25 protein-coding genes are annotated in these 24869 nt (G+C 39.3%); 6 read left to right on the top strand and 19 right to left on the bottom strand.

Going from position 1 to position 24869, the window contains the following annotated elements; translation table 11 throughout:
- Nucleotides 1-536: 536 nt before the first annotated feature.
- Nucleotides 537-752: a hypothetical protein gene (locus KC820_RS12050; RefSeq protein ID WP_236782560.1), complete on the bottom strand. Its 216-nt coding sequence runs from the start codon at nucleotides 750-752 to the stop codon at nucleotides 537-539.
- A 277-nt stretch (nucleotides 753-1029) separates the two neighbouring features.
- Between KC820_RS12050 and KC820_RS12045 the strand changes: the two genes are divergently transcribed.
- Complete coding sequence (locus KC820_RS12045; protein WP_186279598.1) at nucleotides 1030-1791, top strand: polysaccharide deacetylase family protein; 762 nt, start codon at nucleotides 1030-1032, stop codon at nucleotides 1789-1791.
- Nucleotides 1792-1865: 74 nt separating this feature from the next.
- Here KC820_RS12045 and KC820_RS12040 read toward each other — a convergent pair whose 3' ends face one another.
- Entirely contained in the window at nucleotides 1866-2564 is a 699-nt protein-coding gene (locus KC820_RS12040) for a KinB-signaling pathway activation protein (RefSeq protein ID WP_212369659.1), read from the bottom strand.
- 125 nt (nucleotides 2565-2689) lie between these two features.
- On the opposite strand from KC820_RS12040, the gene gerD reads away from it, so the two are divergent.
- Entirely contained in the window at nucleotides 2690-3340 is a 651-nt protein-coding gene (gerD, locus tag KC820_RS12035) for a spore germination lipoprotein GerD (protein WP_212369656.1), read from the top strand.
- A gap of 58 nt (nucleotides 3341-3398) precedes the next feature.
- On the opposite strand, the gene KC820_RS12030 is transcribed toward gerD, so the two are convergent.
- The 7 genes from KC820_RS12030 to KC820_RS12000 all read right to left on the bottom strand — a co-directional run bounded on the left by KC820_RS12030 (nucleotide 3399) and on the right by KC820_RS12000 (nucleotide 10624).
- On the bottom strand, nucleotides 3399-4436 hold the full coding sequence (locus tag KC820_RS12030; protein WP_212369653.1) for an Mrp/NBP35 family ATP-binding protein: 1038 nt from the start codon (nucleotides 4434-4436) through the stop codon (nucleotides 3399-3401).
- Nucleotides 4437-4503: 67 nt separating this feature from the next.
- A complete protein-coding gene (cwlD, locus tag KC820_RS12025) occupies nucleotides 4504-5223 on the bottom strand; it encodes an N-acetylmuramoyl-L-alanine amidase CwlD (protein WP_212369650.1) in 720 nt (239 codons plus the stop codon).
- Nucleotides 5224-5349: 126 nt separating this feature from the next.
- Nucleotides 5350-6090, bottom strand: coding sequence for an SDR family NAD(P)-dependent oxidoreductase (locus KC820_RS12020; RefSeq protein ID WP_212369647.1), 741 nt, complete (start codon nucleotides 6088-6090; stop codon nucleotides 5350-5352).
- An 83-nt stretch (nucleotides 6091-6173) separates the two neighbouring features.
- The gene (locus KC820_RS12015; RefSeq protein WP_336511029.1) at nucleotides 6174-6605 is read right to left on the bottom strand and encodes an RDD family protein; all 432 of its coding nucleotides are present in this window, start codon (nucleotides 6603-6605) and stop codon (nucleotides 6174-6176) included.
- A 95-nt stretch (nucleotides 6606-6700) separates the two neighbouring features.
- The gene (locus KC820_RS12010; protein WP_236782559.1) at nucleotides 6701-8947 is read right to left on the bottom strand and encodes a TRAP transporter permease; all 2247 of its coding nucleotides are present in this window, start codon (nucleotides 8945-8947) and stop codon (nucleotides 6701-6703) included.
- A gap of 71 nt (nucleotides 8948-9018) precedes the next feature.
- Nucleotides 9019-9591: a DUF1850 domain-containing protein gene (locus KC820_RS12005; RefSeq protein ID WP_212369644.1), complete on the bottom strand. Its 573-nt coding sequence runs from the start codon at nucleotides 9589-9591 to the stop codon at nucleotides 9019-9021.
- Nucleotides 9581-10624: a TAXI family TRAP transporter solute-binding subunit gene (locus tag KC820_RS12000; protein WP_212369641.1), complete on the bottom strand. Its 1044-nt coding sequence runs from the start codon at nucleotides 10622-10624 to the stop codon at nucleotides 9581-9583. Before KC820_RS12000 ends, KC820_RS12005 begins: the two co-directional genes overlap by 11 nt.
- Before the next feature lie 283 nt (nucleotides 10625-10907).
- Here KC820_RS12000 and KC820_RS11995 point away from each other — a divergent pair, with 283 nt between their 5' ends.
- From KC820_RS11995 to KC820_RS11980, 4 genes are all read left to right on the top strand, one after another.
- Entirely contained in the window at nucleotides 10908-12485 is a 1578-nt protein-coding gene (locus tag KC820_RS11995; protein ID WP_144088792.1) for a BCCT family transporter, read from the top strand.
- A 257-nt stretch (nucleotides 12486-12742) separates the two neighbouring features.
- Nucleotides 12743-13714, top strand: a complete 972-nt coding sequence (locus KC820_RS11990; RefSeq protein WP_212369639.1) for a sodium:calcium antiporter — start codon at nucleotides 12743-12745, stop codon at nucleotides 13712-13714.
- A 261-nt stretch (nucleotides 13715-13975) separates the two neighbouring features.
- On the top strand, nucleotides 13976-14416 hold the full coding sequence (locus KC820_RS11985; RefSeq protein ID WP_212369636.1) for a universal stress protein: 441 nt from the start codon (nucleotides 13976-13978) through the stop codon (nucleotides 14414-14416).
- A gap of 48 nt (nucleotides 14417-14464) precedes the next feature.
- Nucleotides 14465-14812, top strand: coding sequence for a DUF488 domain-containing protein (locus KC820_RS11980; RefSeq protein WP_212369633.1), 348 nt, complete (start codon nucleotides 14465-14467; stop codon nucleotides 14810-14812).
- 80 nt (nucleotides 14813-14892) lie between these two features.
- Here KC820_RS11980 and KC820_RS11975 read toward each other — a convergent pair whose 3' ends face one another.
- The 10 genes from KC820_RS11975 to KC820_RS11930 form a co-directional block, all read right to left on the bottom strand.
- A complete protein-coding gene (locus KC820_RS11975) occupies nucleotides 14893-16038 on the bottom strand; it encodes an acyl-CoA dehydrogenase family protein (protein WP_212369630.1) in 1146 nt (381 codons plus the stop codon).
- Between the two features lie 90 nt (nucleotides 16039-16128).
- Nucleotides 16129-17649: an acyl-CoA synthetase gene (locus KC820_RS11970; RefSeq protein WP_212369628.1), complete on the bottom strand. Its 1521-nt coding sequence runs from the start codon at nucleotides 17647-17649 to the stop codon at nucleotides 16129-16131.
- Nucleotides 17650-17705: 56 nt separating this feature from the next.
- Nucleotides 17706-18482 (bottom strand): enoyl-CoA hydratase/isomerase family protein, encoded by a 777-nt coding sequence (locus tag KC820_RS11965; RefSeq protein ID WP_212369626.1) that lies wholly within the window; start codon nucleotides 18480-18482, stop codon nucleotides 17706-17708.
- Nucleotides 18483-18534: 52 nt separating this feature from the next.
- Nucleotides 18535-19677, bottom strand: coding sequence for a CaiB/BaiF CoA transferase family protein (locus KC820_RS11960; RefSeq protein ID WP_212369624.1), 1143 nt, complete (start codon nucleotides 19675-19677; stop codon nucleotides 18535-18537).
- An 18-nt stretch (nucleotides 19678-19695) separates the two neighbouring features.
- Nucleotides 19696-20847, bottom strand: a complete 1152-nt coding sequence (locus tag KC820_RS11955; RefSeq protein WP_212369622.1) for a thiolase family protein — start codon at nucleotides 20845-20847, stop codon at nucleotides 19696-19698.
- 231 nt (nucleotides 20848-21078) lie between these two features.
- Nucleotides 21079-21849, bottom strand: coding sequence for a 3-hydroxyacyl-CoA dehydrogenase (locus tag KC820_RS11950; RefSeq protein ID WP_212369620.1), 771 nt, complete (start codon nucleotides 21847-21849; stop codon nucleotides 21079-21081).
- Between the two features lie 25 nt (nucleotides 21850-21874).
- The gene (locus tag KC820_RS11945) at nucleotides 21875-22462 is read right to left on the bottom strand and encodes a TetR/AcrR family transcriptional regulator (RefSeq protein WP_212369618.1); all 588 of its coding nucleotides are present in this window, start codon (nucleotides 22460-22462) and stop codon (nucleotides 21875-21877) included.
- A 733-nt stretch (nucleotides 22463-23195) separates the two neighbouring features.
- Nucleotides 23196-23588, bottom strand: a complete 393-nt coding sequence (rpsI, locus tag KC820_RS11940) for a 30S ribosomal protein S9 (RefSeq protein ID WP_212369616.1) — start codon at nucleotides 23586-23588, stop codon at nucleotides 23196-23198.
- Between the two features lie 25 nt (nucleotides 23589-23613).
- Nucleotides 23614-24051, bottom strand: a complete 438-nt coding sequence (rplM, locus tag KC820_RS11935) for a 50S ribosomal protein L13 (protein WP_144088781.1) — start codon at nucleotides 24049-24051, stop codon at nucleotides 23614-23616.
- 159 nt (nucleotides 24052-24210) lie between these two features.
- Nucleotides 24211-24869 (bottom strand): lyase family protein (locus KC820_RS11930; protein ID WP_272874484.1); only part of this gene is annotated, 659 nt, incomplete at its 5' end.

Below are 24869 nucleotides of genomic sequence, written 5' to 3'. Positions count from 1 at the left end.
ATGTATTAGGCACGCCGCCAGCGTTCATCCTGAGCCAGGATCAAACTCTCCAATAAGTGTTTGATTGGCTTAAAAAATTTCGTTTGTTTCTTTCCCAATGAATTAAGAAAGAAACCGAATTGACTTCAGGCTATTTTGTTTAGTTTTCAAGGTTCGAAATTTATGTCGTTTTTTGCGACAAGACTTAATTTATCATAGCTCCAAAACGTTGTCAATAACTTTTTGTATTCCTTTTTTAAAAAGAGTCAAACCGTGTTATCTCCTGACAACGCTAATAAATATATCATATCTATTTAGACGAATCAATACTAAAAATACAAAAATATTTTTTGACTGAATTTGTGCTATTAAGTCGCTGTAGCCAAACTGTGTTCCGGTAGTTCCCTGCTCTAATATGAGTGCTTCTTGGTTGGGTTTCATTGGTCACTTCTTCATTCGATGAGTAGACAGTGTCACAAGTGGGGCTGTTCTAATAATTTCCCACCTCCCTTCCTCACTCCTGTGTGAAAAGGGGGGTGTCTATTCTCAATAGCAAGTTACTTCACGTGAGGGAAATTCTTTCTTGGGGTGTAATTTACTAATTCGTTTTGGCTTGCAAACCTTTTGTATAAATTAAATATCGTTATATATCTTTTCTTGATAGCATTCTTTATCTCTGCATTGAAGTCATCAGCTGTGACTTCAAAGAGTAATTCATCCATTTCCTTCTTGAGTAAATACTCCAACTCTTTCTGTTCTGTTTCATTAATCATCAGACCTAACAAGGATGTTCACCCATTTCTATATATTTTAAAGTTTCCATTGTATTGTTCTTCCTGCTTTATGTAATATAACCATTCTAAAAATATGCAAACATTCATATAGATATTTATAGAGAGAATCTTTCTTTAAAAGGTAAGTGTTTTCACTTCTCAACGGACAGTTGATGAATCAATTACGCGATTAACTCCCGTCACATTTCATTGCTCTTTGTTCTGTGTTTGGGACGTTCAAGCGTAATTAATAGAATTCAAAGAAGGAATGGGATCTATGTTTTACACGTTCAATTGGACAAGCTGGAAAAAGTGGGTTGCCGTGCTTTCATTACTTTTATTATTTACAATTACCATCCAACTATCTAACGATTACATATTTGAAAACGCCACACAGAATCAATCTGTAAATGAGGGTGCAATAACGAAAAGTTTGAAAGAGGAAAAAGAAATTGCTTTGACCTTTAATGTGCCATGGGGTGACGATACGATTGTCGATGTCATGAACGTATTAGATGAGAAGCAAGTCAAGGCTACATTTTTTGTGAATGGGGAATGGGCGCTACGGAATGAAGAGTTAGCTGAATGGATTATTGAAGAAAATCACGAGCTCGGTTTGCTCGGTTTTTCGGATCAAGCTTATGAAGGCCGTTCACTGGATTACATTAAGCAAGATATCGAACGCGGAGAAACCGTTTTAAAAAATTTGGACTATGAGCCGCTTCAGTATGTGCGTGTACCTGAAAATAAATACTCCGAATTGGTGACAGAACAAATTCACAAACTAGGTTATCGAACTGTTTTTTGGAGTGTATATGCAGATGTAAGTAAAAACCAAGATACGGAAACGATTAGTAAGCAAATTACCGATGGAATAAGTAGTGGTGACATTATCGTGATGCCCATACGGGATGATTTAGAGAAAGCCTCTGAGGTCGTCAAACAAATCATTGAGCAAAAAGAAACTGAAGGATTTCAATTTGTGACCGTTACCGAGCTTCTTTCACCTGCTCAAATCGAACTGCAACCAATCAACTAACGAAATTGGACAACTTTAATGCTCACTGTTCATGTGAAAAGGTCCCCAAGTGACTTCATTGGGGACCTTTTTGTTTATCTCTTTTTGTTTTTCTTTGTATTTGATGGTTTGCTTTTTTGTACTTCATCCGCTTTATTCGGCATGCCCACTTCTTCACCTTTTTCATTTGTATACCCAACAATATGGTGCAAACGCAGTAATTGATAGGTATTACATGCGACCAATGGGACAATCATGATCATCATCGTATCCGGGTCATTCGTACGCAGTCCTGGAATCCATTCGAGCGAAGTCACAACGGTCATAAAGAAAACTGCAGGCAGGAATGCTCTCGGATGAGTTTCCTCTTTTTTAACGTAGGCGACCGCAAGTGAATAGATAAACAACACACCTGCTACAACTATGTACGGAAATATACTCCCTGGATCTTCTGCTCTCGTATAACGTAAGTAAACGAGATCGAACAACACAATTGCAATAATTACGATTTGTGCGTGTTTCCAAAAGTAACCGAAAAATCCTTTTCCGAACTGGTGCACGGTCAAATAGGCGAAGAAACCCATTTGGCTAATGACACTATAAAGAAGTCCCAATACAGAAAACCACAAAAACGTTCCTGTAAGTTCCCAAAAATCCAAAGGGTGCATATATTCCAGATAAGCGTCTGCTCTTACAAAGAAACTTGTGATGACAGCTCCTAAAAAGCCTAGCAATAAGGTGACACTTGAAAATTTTAACCAATTGCGAATCGTCACTTGCTTTCCCTCCAACATTAAACACATCATTTATCCATTGTATTTTACCACGAACCGACATTTTTTGCCTGACCCTAATATGTATATTTTTTCACAACTTCATCAAGATAAAAAGGAAACTACCTTCAGAGGGAGCAAAAACCATGACGCTAAAAAAACTTACGGGGTTTATACTATTAGGCTTATTCATTTTATTGACTGCCTGCACCCAAAGTGATCAATCCTCCCAAAACACCGATTATGAAACGACGAAAAAAATGGTTGTTGATATTCTAAAAACCGATGACGGAAAAAAAGCAGTTAAGGACCTACTGACTGAAGAAGACATGAAAAATGAATTAATATTAAATGCACAAGTCGTCAAGGACACGATTGAACAAACGTTACAGAGTGAGAAATCGATAGAATATTGGACAAAATTATTCGAAGATCCTTCATTTGTTCAAGCTTATACAAAAGCGACAGAAGATAGCATGAAGGAACTAATGACCGGTTTACTCAGTGATTCCACATATAAAGAACAGTTAATCAAGATCTTTCAAGAACCAAAAATGCAGGAAACCATCGTTCAAGCTTTATCCAGCCAAGCATTTAAAGCTCATTTAGAAAAAACAATACAAGAGACTTTGGAAAGTCCACTCTTTAAAGCAAAAATGACGGAAACGTTACTGAAGGCCGCTGAAAAAGCACAACAATCCGAAGGTGGCCAAGGTCAAGAACAGCAAGGTGGCGGAAGTGGAGGTGGTGGAGAATCAGGAGGCGGAAGTGATAGTAGCGCAGGTGCTGGAGGGTAGTAAAAACCACAAAACAAAAAAGAGCTGTCTAACAATAATCTGTTGACAGCTCTTTCATTTATGCACGCTTAATCATTTGATTCGCAATGGACAAGAAAATCTTCCCTGTTGGATGATCTTCTTGGTAAATTCCTGGTGCAAAAATATCTTCTTCATCATATGGTTGTTGTAACGGAATACGTCCCAGCACATCTGTATCAAGTACTTCTGCCAGCTTATCACCGCCACCTTCACCAAATACATATTCTTTTTGGCCAGTTAAGGTACTTTCGAAATAAGCCATGTTCTCAATGACACCTAAAATCTCATGCTCATTTTTCAAAGCCATTTGCCCAGCACGAGCTGCGACGAATGCAGCTGTAGGGTGTGGCGTTGTAACGATCAGCTGTTTAGAGGATGGCAGAAGAGATTGAACATCTAACGCGATATCCCCTGTACCTGGAGGCAAGTCCAATAGAAGGAAGTCCAAGTCGCCCCACTCCACTTCTTTAAAGAAGCTTGTCAGCATTTTTCCAAGCATAGGTCCTCTCCAAATAATTGGGGAGTTATCTTCAACGAAAAAGCCCATCGAAATAACTTGCACACCAAAGCGCTCAACTGGGATGATTTTTTCTCCACGTAGTTGTGGTCGATTTTCAATCCCCATCATGTCCGGAACACTAAAGCCGTAAATATCAGCATCGACAATAGCTACTTTTTTACCGAGGCGCGCCAAGGCAATGGCCAAGTTGACAGTAACCGTTGATTTCCCAACGCCACCTTTACCACTAGCGACGGAGATAAATTTCGTACCTTTTTGGCCGATTAGATTTGCTTCACTTTCTTGATCAGCGGCTTGCTTATACTCCTCTGGTAATTCAGTGAAACGCAAACCGACAGTAGCAGCGCCTTCTTCTTTTAACATACCGACAATTTCTTGCTGAAGCTGAAGCTGTTCGCCAGAATTCGGATTAGCTAAAGCAATCTTGACACTGACGTGATTCTTATCTTCTTTGATCTTAATATTCTCTATTGCACCCGTCTCTTCAAAGGTTTTATGTATATGTGGGTCTTTGACCGGGTTTAATATTTCTCTTACTCGCTCTTCTGTTACCAAATGTTACACCTTCCCTTTCAAAAAGTCGTGCAAGGTTAGTATAACATAAAGTTCAGTGTTTTCTTAACTAAGAGGCACCGTTATCTACATCTTCTTCCATAATGAATTCAACAATTCCTTCAGCAATCGATGTAGCAAGCCGCTTCTGATAGTTCTCTTGCGTCAGTAATCGCCTTTCATCTGGATTCGACAAAAAGCCTAGTTCCACTAAGGCTCCTGTCGCATCTGCATGCTTCAATAAATAAATTTGATTTAGTCCTAAAGCGACACGTGTCCCGTTTGTTTCTTCACGAAGACGCTTTTGGATGGCTTTTGCTAGGGCTTCACTATTGCCCTCATCGTCCGGATAATAAAACGACTGTGCTCCTGACCACTGAGAACTCGCAATCGAATTGAGGTGAACACTGATAAACAAATCTGGGTCTTTTTCTTGAATGAATTTCACTCGATTTCGAATATCTTCTGATTTTCTATTAGAGTACCCTCTTGTACCTTCAGTTGCGAGATCTTTATCTGTCTCACGAGTCATATACACTAACGCACCCGCTTGTTGTAAATAATCACGTAACAACAAGGATGTATCCAATGCGATAGATTCTTCATAAACCGAATCATGATCCGCCCCACCATCCGGACCACCGTGACCTGGATCGATGACAATTACTTTATTCGCAAGTGGCATCGTAACATTCGTAGGCGAGAAAAATGATGGGATTGGATAACGAATTAAATAAATTAATAACAAGAGACCGACTAACCATAATAAAACGAAACATAGCTTTTTCAAGAGCTCTCCCCTCCCCTCTTGCTATTTTATGGACAAGGGAGGGGGATTATGACTTGCATTGAACCACTCTAATAAACAGAAAAACCCGCCAGTATTGAAAACCACTTGCGAGTTTAATCCATCAACTTATTTCGCTGTATAACCACCATCGACAATCAAACTCGTACCGGTTATAAAACTTGAGTCATCTGTCGCCAAGAACAATACTGCTTTCGCGACTTCTTCCGCCTTGCCTAGACGTCCGAGTGGTGTAACTTGAGCCAATTCCTCAATATCTCCTTCTTCTAACTGCTCCATTAGCGGAGTTTTAACATATCCCGGACATACCGCATTCACGCGAACATTATATTTGGCATATTCCAAAGCAGTTGCACGCGTGAGATTCACGACACCAGCTTTAGATGCTGAGTAGGCCGCCGTTTGAGATTGGCCGACATGACCAAGCATCGAAGCCGTATTTATGATGACGCCACTGCCTTTTTCTCTAAAGTGACTGACGGCATGCTTGGTTCCGTAAAAAACGCCGTTCAAATTCACTTCAATCACACGGTTCCATTGATCATCGTTCATCTCAGCCGTATCCATGACAGGACCGACACCAGCATTGTTAAAGAGAATATCAAGCTTCCCAAATTTCTCAACTGTTTGATTGATCAGTTGTTTAACTTCCTCTTCTTCAGTGACGTCCGTGTATACATATGTCGCACGATCACCTAATTCATTTGCAAGTTCTTCACCTTTCGGATTATTGACATCCGCAATGATGACATTTGCCCCTTCTTCGATAAACAATCTAGCTGTTGCTTCGCCAATTCCGCTGACGCCTCCAGTAATGATTGCTACTTGGCCATCTAATCGCACAAGCATCCTCCTCATCGATTTCAGTGAATAGATACTACTTAATTTTTGCTGAATCACTAAAAGTATTCATTCACTACCCAATCTAGAGGTTACTGATCGCGATAAGTCACAACCGTTTGGCAAATATAATCGTGAAGTGCCTTTTTTCGGTCGGTCCAACCTGCCATCATAAATCCAATCATTAAAATAATAGCAGAGAGAATATAGGCGAAGTAACGACCGAGCGATTTCAATATACTAATTTTAGAACCATCTTCATTGGTCACTTGGATTTTACAAATCATCTTACCCGGTGAGCCTTTGAAGCGAGATGCCGTAAATAAAATAACGAAAAATATACTATAGATAGAGCTCGAGAGTTGTTCGGCATTTGTTTCTGTTTGCTGCTGTGCTTGCTGTAATTGTTCCACTTCCCCTGTAATTAATCCAGCTACCAACCAAGTGAGGAGCGAAACGAAAAGGCTGTCTATAAAAATAGCTAAGAATCGAATCCAAAATCCAGCCGGTTTGTTTTCAATCACTCAAAAATCCCCTTTCAGCTAATCACTCATCTGTTCCCATTATATAGAAAACAGTCTCTGAAGTGAATTCAGAGACTGTTGTATAAACTGAATAATTAAGCGGTTTGCTCTTTCGATTGCTGATATTTTCCTTTGATTAACTGTAATGCAAGTAATATTGCTAACAAGACAATCCCAGCGACATCCGTCACCCAGTTATTTTGAATAAACAACAACGCTGACAGTAAGGCAATAATTCGTTCATACCATGCGTATTTATGAATGAGCCAGTTTTGAATGAATGACGCAAAGGCGACCATTCCAACCGTCGCTGTAATGATTGCGAAAATGACTTCATACCAGGATGCGTCAGTCAAGAATAAAATAGTCGGGTTTAACGTAAAGACAAACGGCAACAATAGTGCAGCTGAGTCAAATTTGAACCCTTGCACCCCGGTTCGAACGGGCCCGGCGTTCGCAATCCCTGCAGTCGCATACGCCGGTAAGTTGATCGGAGGTGTATCATCTGCTAGTACACCGTAATAAAGAACGAATAAGTGAGCGATCAATACGTGAACACCCATATCCGTTAAAATCGGTGCAACGATCGCCGCTAATACAACATAGGTTGCAGTCGTCGGTAATCCAAGACCTAAAAGTAAACAGGCGAAAACAGTTAAAACTAATGTGAAATAAAGCTGCGTGTTATCCGTCACCATGAAGCTTGGCAGCATATTTGTCAATGTCTCTGAGAAGCCGACAACGATTCGTGTAAACTTCGTTGATAAGCCAGAAGTCGTAATAACACCGATCAAAATTCCTGCCGTCGCACAGGCAACGATGATGGAAAGCGCATTTCGAGAAGCTGTTTCGAAGCCTTCGACAACATTTCTCCAGCCATAACGAAACGGCGTCGCGCCTAATTTAGACTTACGCTGAAACACCGCAAAGACTAACGCAACGACCAAACCGAGTATAACAAGCATCGTCATTTCTGGTTTCCAACGAACCGTTTCTGTTCCGAATACATCCGTCCCGAATAATCCATTCAATTGATACAAACCACTATTCAGCGTACCGACAATAAATTGGAAGCCAAATACAATGGCGATTAATCCGGCTGCATACAATAACGAACGTCCTAAGCTTTCTTTGAAACGGTGGGCAAAGAATGCCATTGCTAATAAAACGACAATCGAGAAGAACGCTGAGTTATTAACCGAAATTCGTTCAACAACCAAATAATAAAGTAAAACAAAAATCGGAAATAACAGATAACCTTGTTGTAGTAATAACTTACGACCTTTCGGTAACTCGGCTTTTGGTATTCCTTGAATGCCATTTTTAGATGCTTCGAAATGGACCATAAATAGAATTCCTACATAAGCCAACAATGCCGGGATAATGGCACTTTGAATAATTTGGTAATACGGAATTCCTGTAAATTCGACCATGATGAAGGCTGCAGCCCCCATAATTGGTGGTAGAAATTGTCCACTGGATGAAGCGGCAACTTCAATTCCTCCCGCAACATGCGGTTTGAAGCCTACTCGTTTCATCAAGGGGATTGTAAATGTACCTGTCGTCACCGCATTCGCTGTGGAACTACCTGAAATACTTCCCATCATTCCACTCGCTAATACAGATGCTTTTGCTGGGCCACCTTTAAATCGACCAAATGCACGGATCGCTAAATTGATGAACATTTGTCCAGCGCCAGTTGACTCCAATATCGCCCCGAATAAAATGAAGATAAAGACGAACTGCGCAGAGGCATAAATCGGAGTTCCAAAAATCCCGTTGTTACGATATGAAATTTCATAGACAAACCGCTCAAAATCACCACGATTATGAAAGAACTGTCCAGGCATATATTCTCCAAGGAAGAAGTACCCGATGAAAATTAACGCGATAATGACAAGCGGCTTTCCGACCACACGTCGCGTTGCTTCCAACACCAAAATAATCAAGGCTAGCCCTATTGCCAAATCAAAATCCGTCGGGCGGCCTGATATAATTGAAGAAGACGTTTGATTTTGAATAATATACATACCGACACCAAACGACATGATTGCCAACAATGCATCATACCAAGGAACCGTTTTTTGATTTAATCCTTTTTTAGGTGGAAAGATTAGAAAGACAAGCACCAAACCTAATGTTAGGTGAAAAATTAAAAAAGTCTTCGAACCGATTCCCGGTAAACCAAAACCCGCGATATAAAAATGATACAAAGAAAGAAACACGGCTACAGCTATCGTTGTGAAAGCCCAAAATCCTCTCACGTCACGGTCGCTACCTTCAAGTTCATTAATCATCTCTTGTTGTGTTTGTTTATCCATCTGTTGTCTCAACTCATCCATATTATGAACCTCTCTCTCTTTTAAAACTCAAATTCACCTAACCAACTTCTAGCTATTTTGAAGGCATCTGGTTAATTAAATAGATTAGTTATTCGTTCAAAACCAGTTAACTCACTAACCTTTATTTCTATCACATTTTTTATAAATGGCTCTTCAGATAAAATAATTTCTTGATCTTTAAAATAAAACTTATGCGGAAATAAATCGGAAGGTTGCATCAATAACTTATTGTCGTGAATCGGCTTGTTCAAGTCCTTAATGACAAAATAGCCATCAACCATTTCCACTTTGCCTTTTCGTTCGTAAGGCATTCCTGCACCAAACGATTTTGTCCAGCTTTCCATTGTTAAAATTTTTCCGGATGAATCATATTTAAATTTCTCAATGACAGGGGATTTTTCTACAGAATGGATATACTCATGTGCGAACCACTCATTCTCTTCGATTTCAGCTTCCCAGAGAATTTCACTATTCTCTACTTTTTCTATTTGTAATAGATATGTAGATTGTGAAAATAAAATGACCGCCAAAAAGATGATGAAAAGCAAAATGATGAGAATAAGCCATTTTATCTTTTTTAAAAAGGCATTGCTCGAAAGCAATGCCTTTCTGTTTGTTGCACGATCGAGAGAATTACTGCTCATCATAGAACTTTTTAGCTCCAGGGTGCAAGTCGATAGACATTCCATCTTGAGCTGATTCAAGCGTAATGTCCTCACCACGTACGTGTGCATTCGCTAAATCATCAAGATTGTCAAAGATAGCTTTTGTTAGCTCATACACCTGATCTTCAGGCAGATCATCACGTACAACTAACATCGCAAGTGGAGCGACAGTAGATGCTGTAGCATCAAAGCTATCGTACGTGTTTTCGTCTAAATCAACACGCGTGTAATATGGATACTCTTCGATTAGTTGATCGATCTTTTCATCGCTAAGACCGACAATCTTCACGTCTGCACTTGCTGCCAACTCTTGAATACTAGCTGTTGGTGTACCAGCAGTTACGAAAGCTGCATCAATGTTTCCATCTTGTAGCGCAGTTGAAGCATCACCGAATCCCATAAACTCTTCGTTAATGTCTTCATAAGTGATGTCATAAGCACCTAAGATTTGATTCGCGTTCGCTTCTGTACCCGAACCAACGTCACCTACAGCAACACGCTTTCCTTCCAAATCTTCTACTGATTCAATTCCAGTATCAGCTAATGTCACAATTTGAATTGTTTCTGGATACATCGTGAATACACCGCTGAACCCATCAACTACTTCTTCGAACATATGAGATCCATCATGTGCATAGTAAGCGATATCATTTTGCAGTAAACCAAACTCTGCATTTCCATCACTCAACTCGTTCGCGTTAACAACCGAAGCACCAGAAGATACTCCGTTAGCGCTTACACCATCGACGTTCTCAGTCATGATGTCAGCCATTGCCACTCCAAGTGGATAATAAGTACCAGCTTCTCCACCGGTTAACAATGTAACGTTTTCAACCCAATCTTCACCAGCTGAAGCTTCTTCTCCGCTAGAGTCTTCTTCGGATCCAGAACTTTCTTCTTCTGAACCACTGTCCGATTCATTTGCATCACCGGCATTGTCACCGCCACAAGCTGCTAAAAACAACAATCCTAGAGAAAGAAGAAGTACAAGTAATAAATTAAATTTCTTCACAAAAAATCCCCCTTAATAGATTTTTTTAATTTAAGTGATTGTAATTCTTGTTGTCTGAAAATATTATACATTAAAAATAGTAAATTTAAAACAAAAATAATCATTGTCTCCGTAAATTAATTTTATATATGGTTAAAAATGTTAGCTGTATTTTGGGTAAAAGGTCATGTTTTCACTTTGTCTTATTTCGATATATTGGATAATTTTCGTAATTATTATAAAATAATAACTATATTATTCAAAAATAGCTATCAATCTACCAAATAACTAAAGGAGTTCATCCATGAATCTAAATGATTTATTGAAAAACCCCGTATTTTTTATTTCCGCTTTCGTCGTGGGTCTGTTGGCCATCTTAGGAGCTATCATGCCGAATCAATTTGCATCTGTTTCAGAGACACTCTACGGCTTTACCACTACCTATTTTGGTTGGTTTTACCTCATTGCTGTATTTATGTTTACCGCATTTTTGCTTGTCTTAGCAATCACCCGCTTCGGAAAAATTCGCCTTGGAGGAGAGAACGAACGTCCTGAATTTCCATTCTTCACATGGATTGGCATGTTGTTCTCCGCCGGTCTCGGTGTTGGACTTGTATTCTGGGGTGTCGCAGAGCCAATGAGCCACTATTTTGAATCCCCTTTTCCTGACATTGAAGATCATAGTGTGGAATCTGCCCGAGTCGGGATGGGTTATTCATTTTTCCACTGGGGCATGAACCAATGGTCGATTTTCACCTTAGTCGGTTTAATCATCGCTTATCTTCAATACCGAAAAAAACGTGACGGGCTTGTTTCAACAGCTCTTGAACCAATCACTGGCAATAATGCGAATATCAAAACAACCGTCGATTCTTTGGCTGTCATCGCAACGGTGATCGGGATTGCTACTTCGATTGGCTTAGGCGTTCTGCAAATGAATGGTGGACTTAATGCCGTATTTGGTATCCCGAACAACGGTTGGATTCAAATATTGATTATCGTACTCATTTTTATCGCTTATATGATTTCATCTACTACCGGTTTGCATAAAGGAATTAAATACCTCAGTAATGTAAATATGAGCTTAATCGTTCTTTTGCTATTATTCGTTTTTATAACTGGACCAACTGTATTCATTTTAAATTCTTTTGTCCTTGGTCTCGGTGACTACATCACGAATATCATTCAATACAGCTTACGATTAACACCTTATGAAGGTGGCACATGGGTTCGTGATTGGACTATTTTCTACTGGGCGTGGGTGATCGCTTGGTCACCGTTTGTCGGAGCATTTATCGCCCGCGTTTCTAGAGGACGAACCATTCGAGAATTCATCTTCGGAGTCATGATTGTTCCGCCACTCATTTCGTTATTCTGGTTCGCAACATTCGGTGGAACTGCGCTTCATAGTGATTTAAAAAATGGAACAAATATTGCAGAGGCGGTCAATGCCGATGTAACTGTCGCGTTGTTTGAAATGCTTCAAATATTGCCGCTTCCGACGCTTTCATCGTTACTTGCTATTTTACTCGTCGCGACATTTTTAATTACGTCAGCCGACTCAGCCGCTTATATACTCGGAAGCATGACGACGAAGGGAAGCTTAACCCCTCCGATGCGTGTAAAGATGATTTGGGGTGTGTTACTTGCAGCAATTGCTGGGGTACTTTTATTCGCCGGAGGATTAGAAGCTTTACAAACGGCTTCATTAATTGCCGCCCTGCCATTTGCCTTAATCATGCTTTTAATGATCGCAGCGTTAATTAAATTATTACGAAAAGATGTTGTACCAATCAGTAAAAGAGAATTAAGACGTTATAAACGGATGCAAGATCGTTTGGAGCAATTGGAAGAAGACAAAGACAATCAACCAAAATCTTGATTTAAATTGACACGCACAACATCCTGCATTATAGTAAATGAAGAAGAAAACAAGGGGAGTAGCGACCGCCCAAACGGTTGATGAGTCGTCAATTCGGTACTTTTTAAGTACCCGGCTCATCAAATAAATCGCAAGACCTTGGCCGAACCGATGGCCAAGGTTTTTTATTTTCTCAAAAATAGGGAACCTAGTTTACAGGCCTTCAATCGTTCGGCTTTCCTAATATCAAAACGGAAATCCGTTAGGAGGAGTTATTCTTGGTATTATTTTTGTTTATTTTAGCAGCCGTTATTGTTGTGTTTGCTGCCGTTCAACTAAATAAATATGGGGATGTCATCAGCGAGAAATCTTCCTTAAGTGGCGCGATGGTTGGTGGATTACTGATTGCCGGTGCCACTTCACTACCTGAGCTGACAACGAGTTTAACCGCTGTCTACATCGATAACCCAGATATCGCTGTCGGTAATATGCTCGGGAGTAATGTGTTTAACTTATTGATTTTGGCGAGTGTCGATTTGTTTTACCGTAAAAGACGTGCTTTTAATCAATTGCATTCCAAAGATCAAACGCCATCTATAATTGCAGGGATTTTATTTACGAGCTTCGTCGTTGTAGCTATTCTTTGGGATCAGGTACCATCCATTTTTAATATTGGCTTGGAAATGTACCTTTTAGTGATCGGTTATATTTTTGTGTTAAAAATGTTCGAAGGTAACCCAGCGAGTCAAACGGAAGAAATAAAGCCAGAGAGCAAAACCCTTCAAATTACATTAAAGAAAGCCGTCACAAACTTTGTCGTTTTCGCTGTTATCGTTTTTGCTGCAGGAAGTGTGCTTTCAATCACTGGTGACCGACTTGCAGAAATATCCGGTATGAATTCAAGCTTTGTGGGGAGCGTGTTAATCGCCGCTTCCACTTCTCTTCCTGAATTGGTCACAGTGGTCGTCGCTTTTCGCATGGCGAATTATTCAATGGCGGCCGGGTCAATCCTAGGTAGTAACCTATTTAATTTAATGCTACTAGTCGTTACAGATGCCTTTTATCGCGAAGAGGCCATCCTCAAAGGAACTGACCCTACGATGATCTGGACCGCTTTACTCGGAGTTCTAATGATGATTGTCATGCTCTATATTGTTAAGAGACAGAAAAAACAGTCCGGCTTTTCATACGCTTGGCCTTCTATAGTGATCATTTTGATGTATCTCGTTCTTTCGTATATGACATTTTAATAAAGTAGATTAGCGGTAGGGATATTATGAATCCCTACTGCTTTTTAATTTCAGCGATCATTTTCGTCTCTTCAGGGTTATTTCGTGTGTCTTCAGTGTTAATTTGTTAAGCTTCAGTGTTATTGCGAGAACCTTCAGTGTTAACTCGAGCTACTTCAGGGTTAATCTGGCCTCCTTCAGTGTTAATCCAATTCCCTACAACGTTCATCTATTCATATAACATGATATAATTACATTATTAAGAAAAAGGGAGAGATGGACATGTTGAAAGACTATGAAAATATTTTAGTTGCTGTAGATGGCTCCAAAAATGGTGAAAAAGCCTTTAATAAAGCATGCCGAATTGCAAAAAATGTTGATGCTAGATTAGTGATTGCGCATGTGGTCGATTACCGGACATTTGCAACGATTGAGCATTATAGCCAGACAATTTTACCTGAAGTCGAACGAGTCGGTAAAGAGCTACTGAAGGAATATGAAGAAAAGGCAACGCAATTAGGGGTCGAACAAGTAACAACTGTCTTAGAATTCGGCAGTCCCCGTCAAAAAATCCCGAAAACAATTGCGAAAAAATACGAAATCGACTTAATTTTAACTGGTGCAACCGGGCTAAACGCGGTGGAACGTGTTATGCTCGGAAGCGTTTCTGAAGCGATCACTCGCACGGCACCTTGTGATGTGTTGATTGTGCGCAGTGAATAGTTTTATGAACAGTCTTTTAGGTTACATGTACTGCAGAGGTGATTATACATGACAGTACAAGTTAAGCGAATCTATGAAGAATCGGCTAAGTCAGATGGCAAACGAGTTCTTGTCGATGGCATTTGGCCAAGAGGCGTTTCCAAAGAGGAAGCAAATCTCGATGAATGGTTAAAAGAAATAGCTCCAAGTGATGATTTACGTAAATGGTTTGATCACGACCCAGATAAATTTGATTCATTCAAAAAGAAATACAAAGAAGAATTACAATCCGATGAGGAGCAGAAGAAGGCATATTCGGAACTACAAAAGATGATACAAAAAGAAGATGTGACATTGCTGACTGCAACAAAAGAAGAGGAATATAACCATGCACAAGTGTTGAAGAGTTTGTTGTGATTTGAATGCCACATTACCTTAAAAAAAAATCGAACAACATCTTGTTTATATGAGAAACAAGATGTTGTTCGACACTACACTTATAATCTCATATTTTTCGCTATGATCCCTTTCATGATCTCATTAGTTCCCGCATAAATAGATGCAACAGCCACATCTCGATACCTTCTCGCAATCTCATATTCTTCGATATATCCATACCCACCATGAAGTTGCATACTTTCCACAGCAACTTTTTGAGCTAAGTCAGTCGTCCACCATTTAGCCATGGAAACCTCATTCACAATGTTCCCTCCAGCCATGTGTTCTTGAATTAATCGATCCACGAAGGTTTTGCCAATCTCAATTTCTGTTTTCATCTCAGCAATCTTAAACTGGGTGTTTTGGAATTTGCTTATGCTTCTTCCGAAAGCTTGCCTTTGTGTCACATAGTCAAGCGTCAAATCCAACATTCTCTCTGCATTGACAATTGATGATATGGAGACCATGAGTCTTTCCTGCTGTAATTTATCCATGAGATAATAAAATCCCTTATTTTCTTCTCCTAGCAAATTTGCAGCCGGGACCCTCACATCCTCAAATATTAATTCACACGTATCATTCGCATGCTGGCCAACCTTATCCAACTTCTTCCCTTTTGTGAATCCTTCCGCTTCAGATTCAACAACCAACAAACTGATACCTTTATGGGGTGGGTTTGCTTGCGGGTCTGTCTTACAAACAACAATGGTTAAATCGGCAGAATGACCATTCGTTATAAATGTTTTTTCTCCATTAACAATATAATCATCTCCATCTTTAACAGCTGTCGTTCTAATACCAGCTAAATCTGACCCTGCACCTGGCTCTGTCATCGCAATGGCAGAAATAATTTCCCCTGTGACTGCTTTAGGCAACCAACGAGACTTTTGTTCTTCATTACCAAACGCCTCGATATAAGGTATGACGATATCATTATGCAGTCCGATTCCTAATAAACCTGTACCGACCCTTTCAAATTCCTCTGATAAAACCACAGCATAACCAAAATCCGCCTCTACACCACCATACTTTTCTTCTACTTGCGGACATAAAAATCCTTGCTTTCCCGCCTTTTCCCAAAACGATTTTGGTACTTGTTGGTCTTTTTCCCATTTTTCATAAAAAGGTACAGCTTCTTTTTCAAGGAACTTTTTTAATGATCTGCGGAACATTTCGTGCTCATCAGTCAAAAATGTACGTTTCATTATTTAATTTCCCCTCTAAAGCTACTAATTTTGTGCACTATAAGAATGTTACTTAATAAGAAATACAATTTTATATATCTATGTGTCACTTCATGTTGTTTCTTTTGTTAACGACTCTCGAAGTCGGTACTTCAATACTTTTCCAGACGCATTCCGCGGGATTTCTTTTTCAAATTTGAATTCGACAGGTATTTTATACTTGGCAAGATAATCTCTACAAAACTCTTTTAATTGTTCTTCATCAATCGATTTTCCTTCTTTTGGTACGACAACAGCAACAACTTTTTCACCCCATGTTTCATCAGGAAGTCCGATGACCGCGCACTCTAATAAATCTGGATGCTGATATAGCACATGCTCCACTTCAGTTGAATAAACGTTTTCTCCTCCTGAAATGATCATATCTTTTCTACGGTCAACAAGCGTAATAAAACCTTCCTCGTCAATCGTCGCTAAGTCACCCGTGTAGAGCCAATCGTCCTTCAACGTTTTACTCGTTTCTTCCGGTTTATTATAATAATATTTCATTATTGTTTCGCCTTTAAGAACAAATTCTCCTACTTGACCTGGATGAACATCTTCACCACTCTCATTAACTACCCGTGCTTCAGTATTCAGCATGGCCTTACCACCTGCACCGATTTTATCGTCATGATCTTCGGGCTTCAGCATAACACCTCCAGGTCCTGCCTCGGTCAATCCGCACATATTGTAAAACTGTTCCATTTGAAATAGTTCCATAACTTGTTTCAATAGAGCTATTGGCATAGGTGCAGCACCATAGCCACAACGAGTGACTGAGCTTAAATCATATTTATTTGGTACTTGAAGTAAGAAGTTATACATCGTTGGTACAGCAAAAAATAAACTAATTTTATGTTTTTCAATATCTTCAAGAACTTTTGTTGGATCGAAACTTTGGTGGATCACTTGCTTACAGCCTAGGTATGTCCCTGAGATTAAAAATAAATTAAGCTGTGCTGAGTGAAAAAGTGGAGCAACGTGAAGTAAATTATCGGATGGAGTTATGCTCATCATAATAGAGGTATTAAATGCTACATGTAAAATTCGATGATGGTCGAACAAGGCACCTTTTGGATTGCCTGTTGTTCCTGAAGTATACAAAATTTGCGCGTCATCATCTTCATTTACGATAATAGAAGGGTCTGTCTCATTATCTGTAAGTATTTCATTGATCGTAATCTGCTTATTTACAGCATTTTCATCTGTTGATATTTTCAATTTAACCTTTTTATTATCGGCAACTGCATCATCAATCAGCTCTGCAAATTTACCATCAAACAATACTGTCTCCGCATCACAATCATTCACAATATAAGCGACTTCTCTTGCGGTCAAACGAAAATTCACAGGAACTGCAATCGCACCGATTTTCATAATTGCATAGTAAACCATAACAAACTTATCGGAGTTTTCCATCATAAATGCGACTTTGTCGCCTTTTTTTATACCTTGAGCAATTAACCCATGCGCTAATTTGTTTACCTCTTTGTTCATCTGCTCATACGTATAGGACTTATCCTTGTAAATATATGCTGTGTTATTTGGTATGCGCCTAGCATTACGTGATAATGATAAACCGATATCCATATTATTACCTCCGTGAAATAATATATTTTACTGCTAGCATCTTTCGAAGAAACAATTTATCGATTTGTAAACACAGGTTTACGCTTCTCTCTAAAGGCTCGTATTCCTTCTCTTGCATCCTCTGTTGCAAACAAATCGTTAAACAATTGCTTTTCCAACTGTAGACCTTCCTGTAAAGGATATTCACTTACTGAATTAATTAGCTTCTTGATCCGGCTTAACGCCTGTACAGATTTAGCAGCATATGTTGAGGCAAGCTTTTCTGCCGCTTCTTTCCCTTCTCCCTGTGGTACAACTTTGTTAACGATTCCTAATGCACTAGCTTCCTCGGCTGAAAACGGATCACCTCCAAACATGATCTCCTTCGCTTTAGCCGGTCCAACGATTCTAGTAAGTCGTTGTGTCCCACCAGCTCCAGGTAGTAATCCTAAATTGACTTCGGGTAAGCCTACTTTTGCATGCGCTTCGGCGATTCGAATATCACAAGTTAAAGCAAGCTCTAATCCACCCCCAAGCGTATAACCATTGAGCAAAGCGATCGTTGGTTTAGTTATATTTTCAATAAAAGAAAACACTTCCTGCACATCTTGTGTTTCTGTTTGTTCATTCTCTTCTTCTGCAAATTCGTTAATATCTGCACCAGCCATAAACGCTCGGTCCCCTGCACCCGTTAAAATAATTACTTTCACACTTTCGTCTTCATGCAGCTGCCGAAAAGATTGATCAAGCTCTGCAGTTACTTTTGAGCTCAAAACATTCATCGGGGGATTGTCTATCACGACTGTCGCAATTCCGTCATTCTTTTTTATCGATAGTAAATCAGCCAAGAACATTCTCTCCTTATCTATTTTATGAATACAATCACTCAAATTGTCTTGTAGTGAATTATTTCACTCCTATAATTTCTTTTAGCACTTCATGTGTATGTTCCCCTAACTTAGGTGCCTGTGTTTGAATCGCACCAGGAGTCTCGGAAAGTTTAATCGGAATACCAATTTGTTTCATTTCCCCTAAAGTATCATGCGCTACTGTACGAATCATTTCTCTATCATTCACCTGTGGGTCGTTTACAAGTTCTTCAAAAGATAGAAGTGGAGATACACAAGAGTCAACTTCATTAAAAACTTTCATCCATTCGTCAATGGGCTTTGTTGATATAATTGCTCCTATTTCTTCTTTCATTTGTTCTTGAACAGCAGGTGGTGCATCAAGTTTAGGAATTAAATCATCTCGTTCGATCGCCTTACAAAATGCCACCCAGAATTTCGGTTCCAATGCACCGACAGATAGCCACTTTCCATCTTTTGCTTGATATACTTCATAACAAGCCAATGCACCGCTGAGCATCTGTTCCCCTCGTTTCGGCTGACTATCTTTAACCAGGAATCCCGGAAGTAATAATTGTAGCCAAGAAATGACACCATCCAGCATGGATATATCTACAAACTGTCCTTTCCCAGATTTCTCCCGGTCCAGAAGGGCTAGCAAAATACCAATTACAGCTGGAAGTGCCCCTCCTCCAATATCGGCAATTTGTGTTGCAGGAATTACCGGTTTTCCGTCTTTCTCTCCCATGAGCTGAAGAAGACCAGCATAACTTATATAATTCACATCATGACCTGGCCGGTCGCGGTATGGACCCGTTTGACCATAACCGGTAATTGCACAGTAGATGATTTTTTCATTTACTTGCTTGAGCTTTTCATAACCAAGACCTAATCGCTCCATAACTCCTGGTCGAAAAGATTCTACTACTACATCAGCGTTCTTAACTAACTTCAAAAAATAGTTCTTACCGTCTTCGGATTTCAAATCCAAGCAAATGCTTTTTTTATTTCGATTCAAGGAATGAAAATAAACACCGTCTTGATCTAATTTCGGATGGTAATCTCTTGTATAGTCTCCTTTTGCAGGGTCTTCTACTTTAATAACTTCCGCACCGAAATCTGCTAATACTAATGTACAATAAGGACCTGGTAACAGTCTGGTCAAGTCGAGTACGCGGACCGATCCGAGCGGCAATGACATCAGCGGCTCCCTCCTTCTTTAATCAAGTCTTTCTACAATTGTCGCATTCGCCATACCATGACCTTCACACATGGTTTGAAGTCCATAACGACCACCAGTGCGTTCTAATTCATGAAGCATCGTTATCATCAGCCTTCCACCACTTGCGCCTAGTGGATGCCCTAGTGCAATAGCACCCCCATTAGGATTAAGTTTCTTCGGATCAGCACCCGTCTCTTTTAGCCAAATTAGTGGAACCGAAGCAAATGCTTCATTGACTTCAAATACATCGATATCATCGATAGTTAGACCAGCTTTTTTCAACACTTTTTTTGTTGCTGGTATAGGGCCTGTAAGCATTAATGTTGGGTCTGATCCAACAACGGTTCGAGTCAATACTTTGAACCTTGGCTTTAATCCTAATTCTTCTGCTTTTTCCCTAGACATTAATAGAATCGCATTAGCTCCATCACTGATCTGACTAGAGTTTCCTGCCGTAATCTTTCCATCTTCTGCAAACGCAGGTTTCAGCCCCCTCAGTTTTTCAAGATTGGTATCCTCTCGTGGTCCTTCATCATCGGTAATTAATTTCTTCGTACCATCCGGTAGAGTTACTTCTACTGGCATCAATTCCTTTTTAAAACGGCCTTCTTTTTGCGCTTGAACCGCTTTTTGATGACTTTCTAAAGAAAGCTCATCCAACTCTTCGCGTGATAAACCCCATTTGTCTGCAATTCTGTCAGCTGACAACCCTTGATGAATGACTTCATATTTTAAAGTTAACTCTTCACTGAATCCTGTTTTCTTACGACTGCTACCCATTGGAACGCGAGACATGCTTTCTATTCCACCCGCAACCACAACGTCCATATCTCCACTAATAATGGCTTGCGCCGCAAAATGGACTGCTTGTTGGCTGGAACCACATTGTCTGTCAATCGTAGTTCCTGGCACTTTAACCGGATATCCAGCTTGGAGTGCAGCAACTCTAGCAATATCAAAAGACTGTTCTTCTACTTGTGAGACACAACCAAAAATGACATCCTCCACCAACCCTGCTGAAATGCCTGCTCTTTTTACGACCTCAGCTAATGGTTTAGCAGCTAAATCTTCTGCCCGAACACCACTTAATACTCCATTACGTTTCCCAACAGGTGTTCTAACCGCTTCAACAATTACAGCTTCACGCATTTAATAACTTCCTTTCTTGTTTGAATATTCAGTTATTTTATTTCATATTTGATCTAATACTGTATGTAATATCTAAGTTGTAATATTTTTGTACCTAATCAACCATGCAACTAACAGTCAATGATTCTACACTTCTTCCATAACGCTATCGATTCACATTGAAACTTCTCGCAAATTCTACTGATCCTAACATTTTCATAAGGTTTAAATTGTGCTTATTCAATCAACCTCTTACTTTGGTTGCATTCGAATCGCACCATCAAGACGGATTACTTCTCCATTTAACATCGAATTCTCTATAATGGATTGAGCCAATTTTGCATATTCAGCTGGTGTACCCAACCTTTTCGGAAACGGCGTCATTTCGCCGAGTGCTTTTTTAACGTCTTCAGATAGACTTCCAAATAATGGAGTTTCAAATAAACCAGGAGCAATTGTCATTACTCTGATACCAAGATTAGACAAATCTCTAGCAATAGGTAGCGTCATCCCTACAATACCTCCTTTAGAAGCGCTATAAGCTACTTGACCAATTTGTCCTTCGAACGCTGCTACAGAGGCAGTGTTTATAATGACCCCTCTTTCTTGATTATTATTTGGTTCTTGTTTACTCATTTTTTCCGCAGCTAAACGTATCACATTAAAGGTTCCTACCAAATTCACTTGTACGACTTTGGAAAATATGTTTATATCGTGAGCACCCTTTTTCTCACTATATGTTTTTTGCGCAGCACCAATGCCCGCACAATTAATGACGGTGTTGAGCGTCCCATATGCTTCTACTACTTTGTCCAGCGCATTTTGAACACTGGATTCATCTACTACATCGGTTTTAACAAATTGAACATTTTCACCTAACTCTTTAGCTAACTCTCTTCCTTTCTCTTCCTGTAGGTCTAAAATTGTTACTTTACCCCCATGTGCTGCGATGTTTCTTACTGTTGCCTCTCCTAAACCAGATGCTCCTCCAGTAACTACCGCTGATACTTCTTCTAATCTCACTTTACATTTCTCCTTTTTCATTTGATTATTTCAAAACAATCTTTAACAAATAATTAGATATGGATTTCGCCAAAGTCGTTTTATCCATAGGTCCATTAGGCGAATACCATGTAACAACCCAGTTCATTGCTCCAAGAATAATATTCCTGACTATTTTTTCATCAACCTCGGTAAAAAAACCTTCCTTTACACCTTCTGCAATTAATTGCTTAATATAATTACCATACCTATCTCGTAACATAAGTATGGTTTCTAACTGTTTTCCAGAGAAAAATTGTTCAGGATTTGTTCCCATAACAAAACCTGATTGTTCTGTGATCAAATACTCAATATGTACAACCATTACCTTTTTAAGTTTCTCATCATAAGGTAAATCTTCGCTTAATACTTCCTCGATATTTTCATTGCTTTGCTCCAACAATATTTTTTGGCTTTGGTAAACTAAATCTTGTTTATCCTTAAAATAATAGTATATTGAACCTTTAGTCATTAGCAGTTTGGAAGCAATCTCCTCCATCGTTGTCGAATGGTATCCTTTCTCACCAATAATCGCGATTGCTGACATAATCAAATCTTTTTTTCGTTTCGCAACTTTCTTTTCTCGTAATGACAAGATGATCACTTCCTTTTATTTGCATTTCTTTCTGGCAACTGTTGGCATCACATAATGGACGTCTCTGCTTTTTTATGAGATAGCATACGATGACAATACAAATCGTCGATAATTTTTGCTCTCCTCCTCATATCTATTGATAAAATTCTTCTGAAGCATAAGCACTCGTTTTAACTTTATGGTTTATTTTTGAATATATGTTCAAAAAATTGATATAAAAAAACTTCTTGCTGATTATATTTTTTTATCACGACATGAAAGCGATTACAATTTCTTATTAGAGATAATAACATTCACAAAAATTAATGTCAATGTTAAATTCTGAAAAATTATACTTTTCTGTTTTTGTCAGCTTATCTAAAAGTATTCTAATCCAAAAGATTACAAATTAAATTATATTTTTTTATAGAAGAACCTTCATTGTTTATTTCTTTTATAGGATATAGCTAAACTGAGCACCCACGCAAGCTTGTTATTTGAATCTGGAACTCACCCTAAAGATGTACAAGATAGACTCGGACTGAGGATATTCAAACAACGTTTAACATTTATACTCATGTTTTTAAAAAAGATGAAGTCGCTAAAAACTTTGCCAAATATATGTCTAATTAACGACTAAATTATTTTTGTGAGTCAATGTGCGTCATTTGTGAGTCATTTTCACAAATACAGAAAAAACCTCTCTTCCATTTGAGATGAAAGAGAGGCTCTGATTCCTTGTATGACAAGGGTTTTAACGTTTTGAGAACTGTGGTGCACGACGAGCACTCTTAAGACCGTATTTTTTACGCTCTTTTTCACGTGCGTCACGTGTTAGAAGTCCTTCTTTTTTCAAGACTTTACGGTATTCAGGGTCTGCTTCAAGCAACGCGCGCGCGATTCCATGACGGATTGCTCCTGCTTGACCTGTGAATCCACCACCATTGACGTTTACTAATACATCGTAGTTACCTACGTTCTCAGTTGCTTCAAGTGGTTGGTTAATGATTAAACGTAAAGTTTCATGTGGGAAATATTCTTTAGAGTCGACGTTGTTGACTGTTACTGTTCCGTTACCTGGAACAAGTCGTACACGAGCGACTGATCTTTTACGACGGCCAGTTCCGTAGTATTGTACTTGTGCCACGATTGATTAACCTCCTTTTTTTCAATTACCCGCGAAGTTCGTAAACTTCTGGCTGCTGTGCTTGATGCTTATGTTCTGCACCGCGATAAACGTTTAATTTTTTAATCATTTTACGTCCTAGCTTGTTTTTAGGAAGCATTCCTTTAACAGCTATTTCTAACATTTGTTCAGGGTATTTCGTACGCATTTCGTTTGCTGTACGTGATTTCAAACCACCTGGGTGATTTGAGTGACGGTAATAGATTTTATCGTCTAGTTTGTTACCAGTTAAATGAATCTTTTCAGCGTTGATGATAATGACGTGATCGCCAGTATCAACGTGTGGCGTGTATGTTGGTTTGTGTTTTCCGCGAAGTAGGCTAGCTACTTCTGTTGAAAGACGACCTAGTGTTTGTCCTTCTGCGTCTACCACATACCACTTACGCTCAACATTGTTTTCATTTGCCATGAAAGTTGTGCGCATGTGTTTTCCCTCCTATATTTCAATCCGTTTATTTTACGTTTTTTCATTTATCTCACACGAATAGTTTTCCGGGGCTATTACGTGGTTATGATAAAATGCCATAGAACATATTATAATACTTTCACCAATATTGTCAAGCTTTTACCTTGTTTTTTCCCATTAATTTAGCCCAATTCGTTCAAAAATCATATCGACACTCTTCAAGTGATAAGTTAAGTCAAAACAACTGGCTAATTCTTCTTGCGTTAAGGTTGATTGAATCTCTTCATTTGCTTTAACGAGTTCAGGGAATGACCGCTTCTCTTCCCATGCTTGCATTGCCAATGGCTGTACAAGATCGTACGCTTTTTCTCTGGAAAAACCTTGTTCGATCAACGTCAATAAGACACGTTGTGAGAAGATTAAACCATAAGTTCGTTGGATATTATCAATCATTTGATCTTCATAAACGACTAGGTTGTCCAAAATATTGGTGAATCGATTCAGCATATAATCAAGCGCAATCGTCGTGTCTGGTAAAATAATGCGTTCTGCTGAAGAGTGGGAAATATCGCGCTCATGCCATAGTGGAACGTTCTCAAACGCTGTAATGACATGACCACGGATGACTCGCGCCATTCCAGTCATATTCTCTGAACCTATTGGATTTCGTTTGTGTGGCATAGCTGAAGAACCTTTTTGTCCTTTAGAGAAAAATTCTTCCGCTTCACGCGTTTCACTTTTTTGAAGATGACGAATCTCTACAGCCATTTTCTCGATCGACGTTGCAATTAATGCGATGGTTGATACATAATGCGCATGTCGGTCACGTTGTAGCG

This window comes from Allobacillus saliphilus (genome assembly GCF_018138385.1).
Taxonomy (GTDB): Bacteria; Bacillota; Bacilli; order Bacillales; family Alkalibacillaceae; genus Allobacillus; species Allobacillus saliphilus.
The sequence above is the reverse complement of the archived record's forward strand: the minus strand, read 5'-3'. Positions and strand labels throughout refer to the sequence as shown.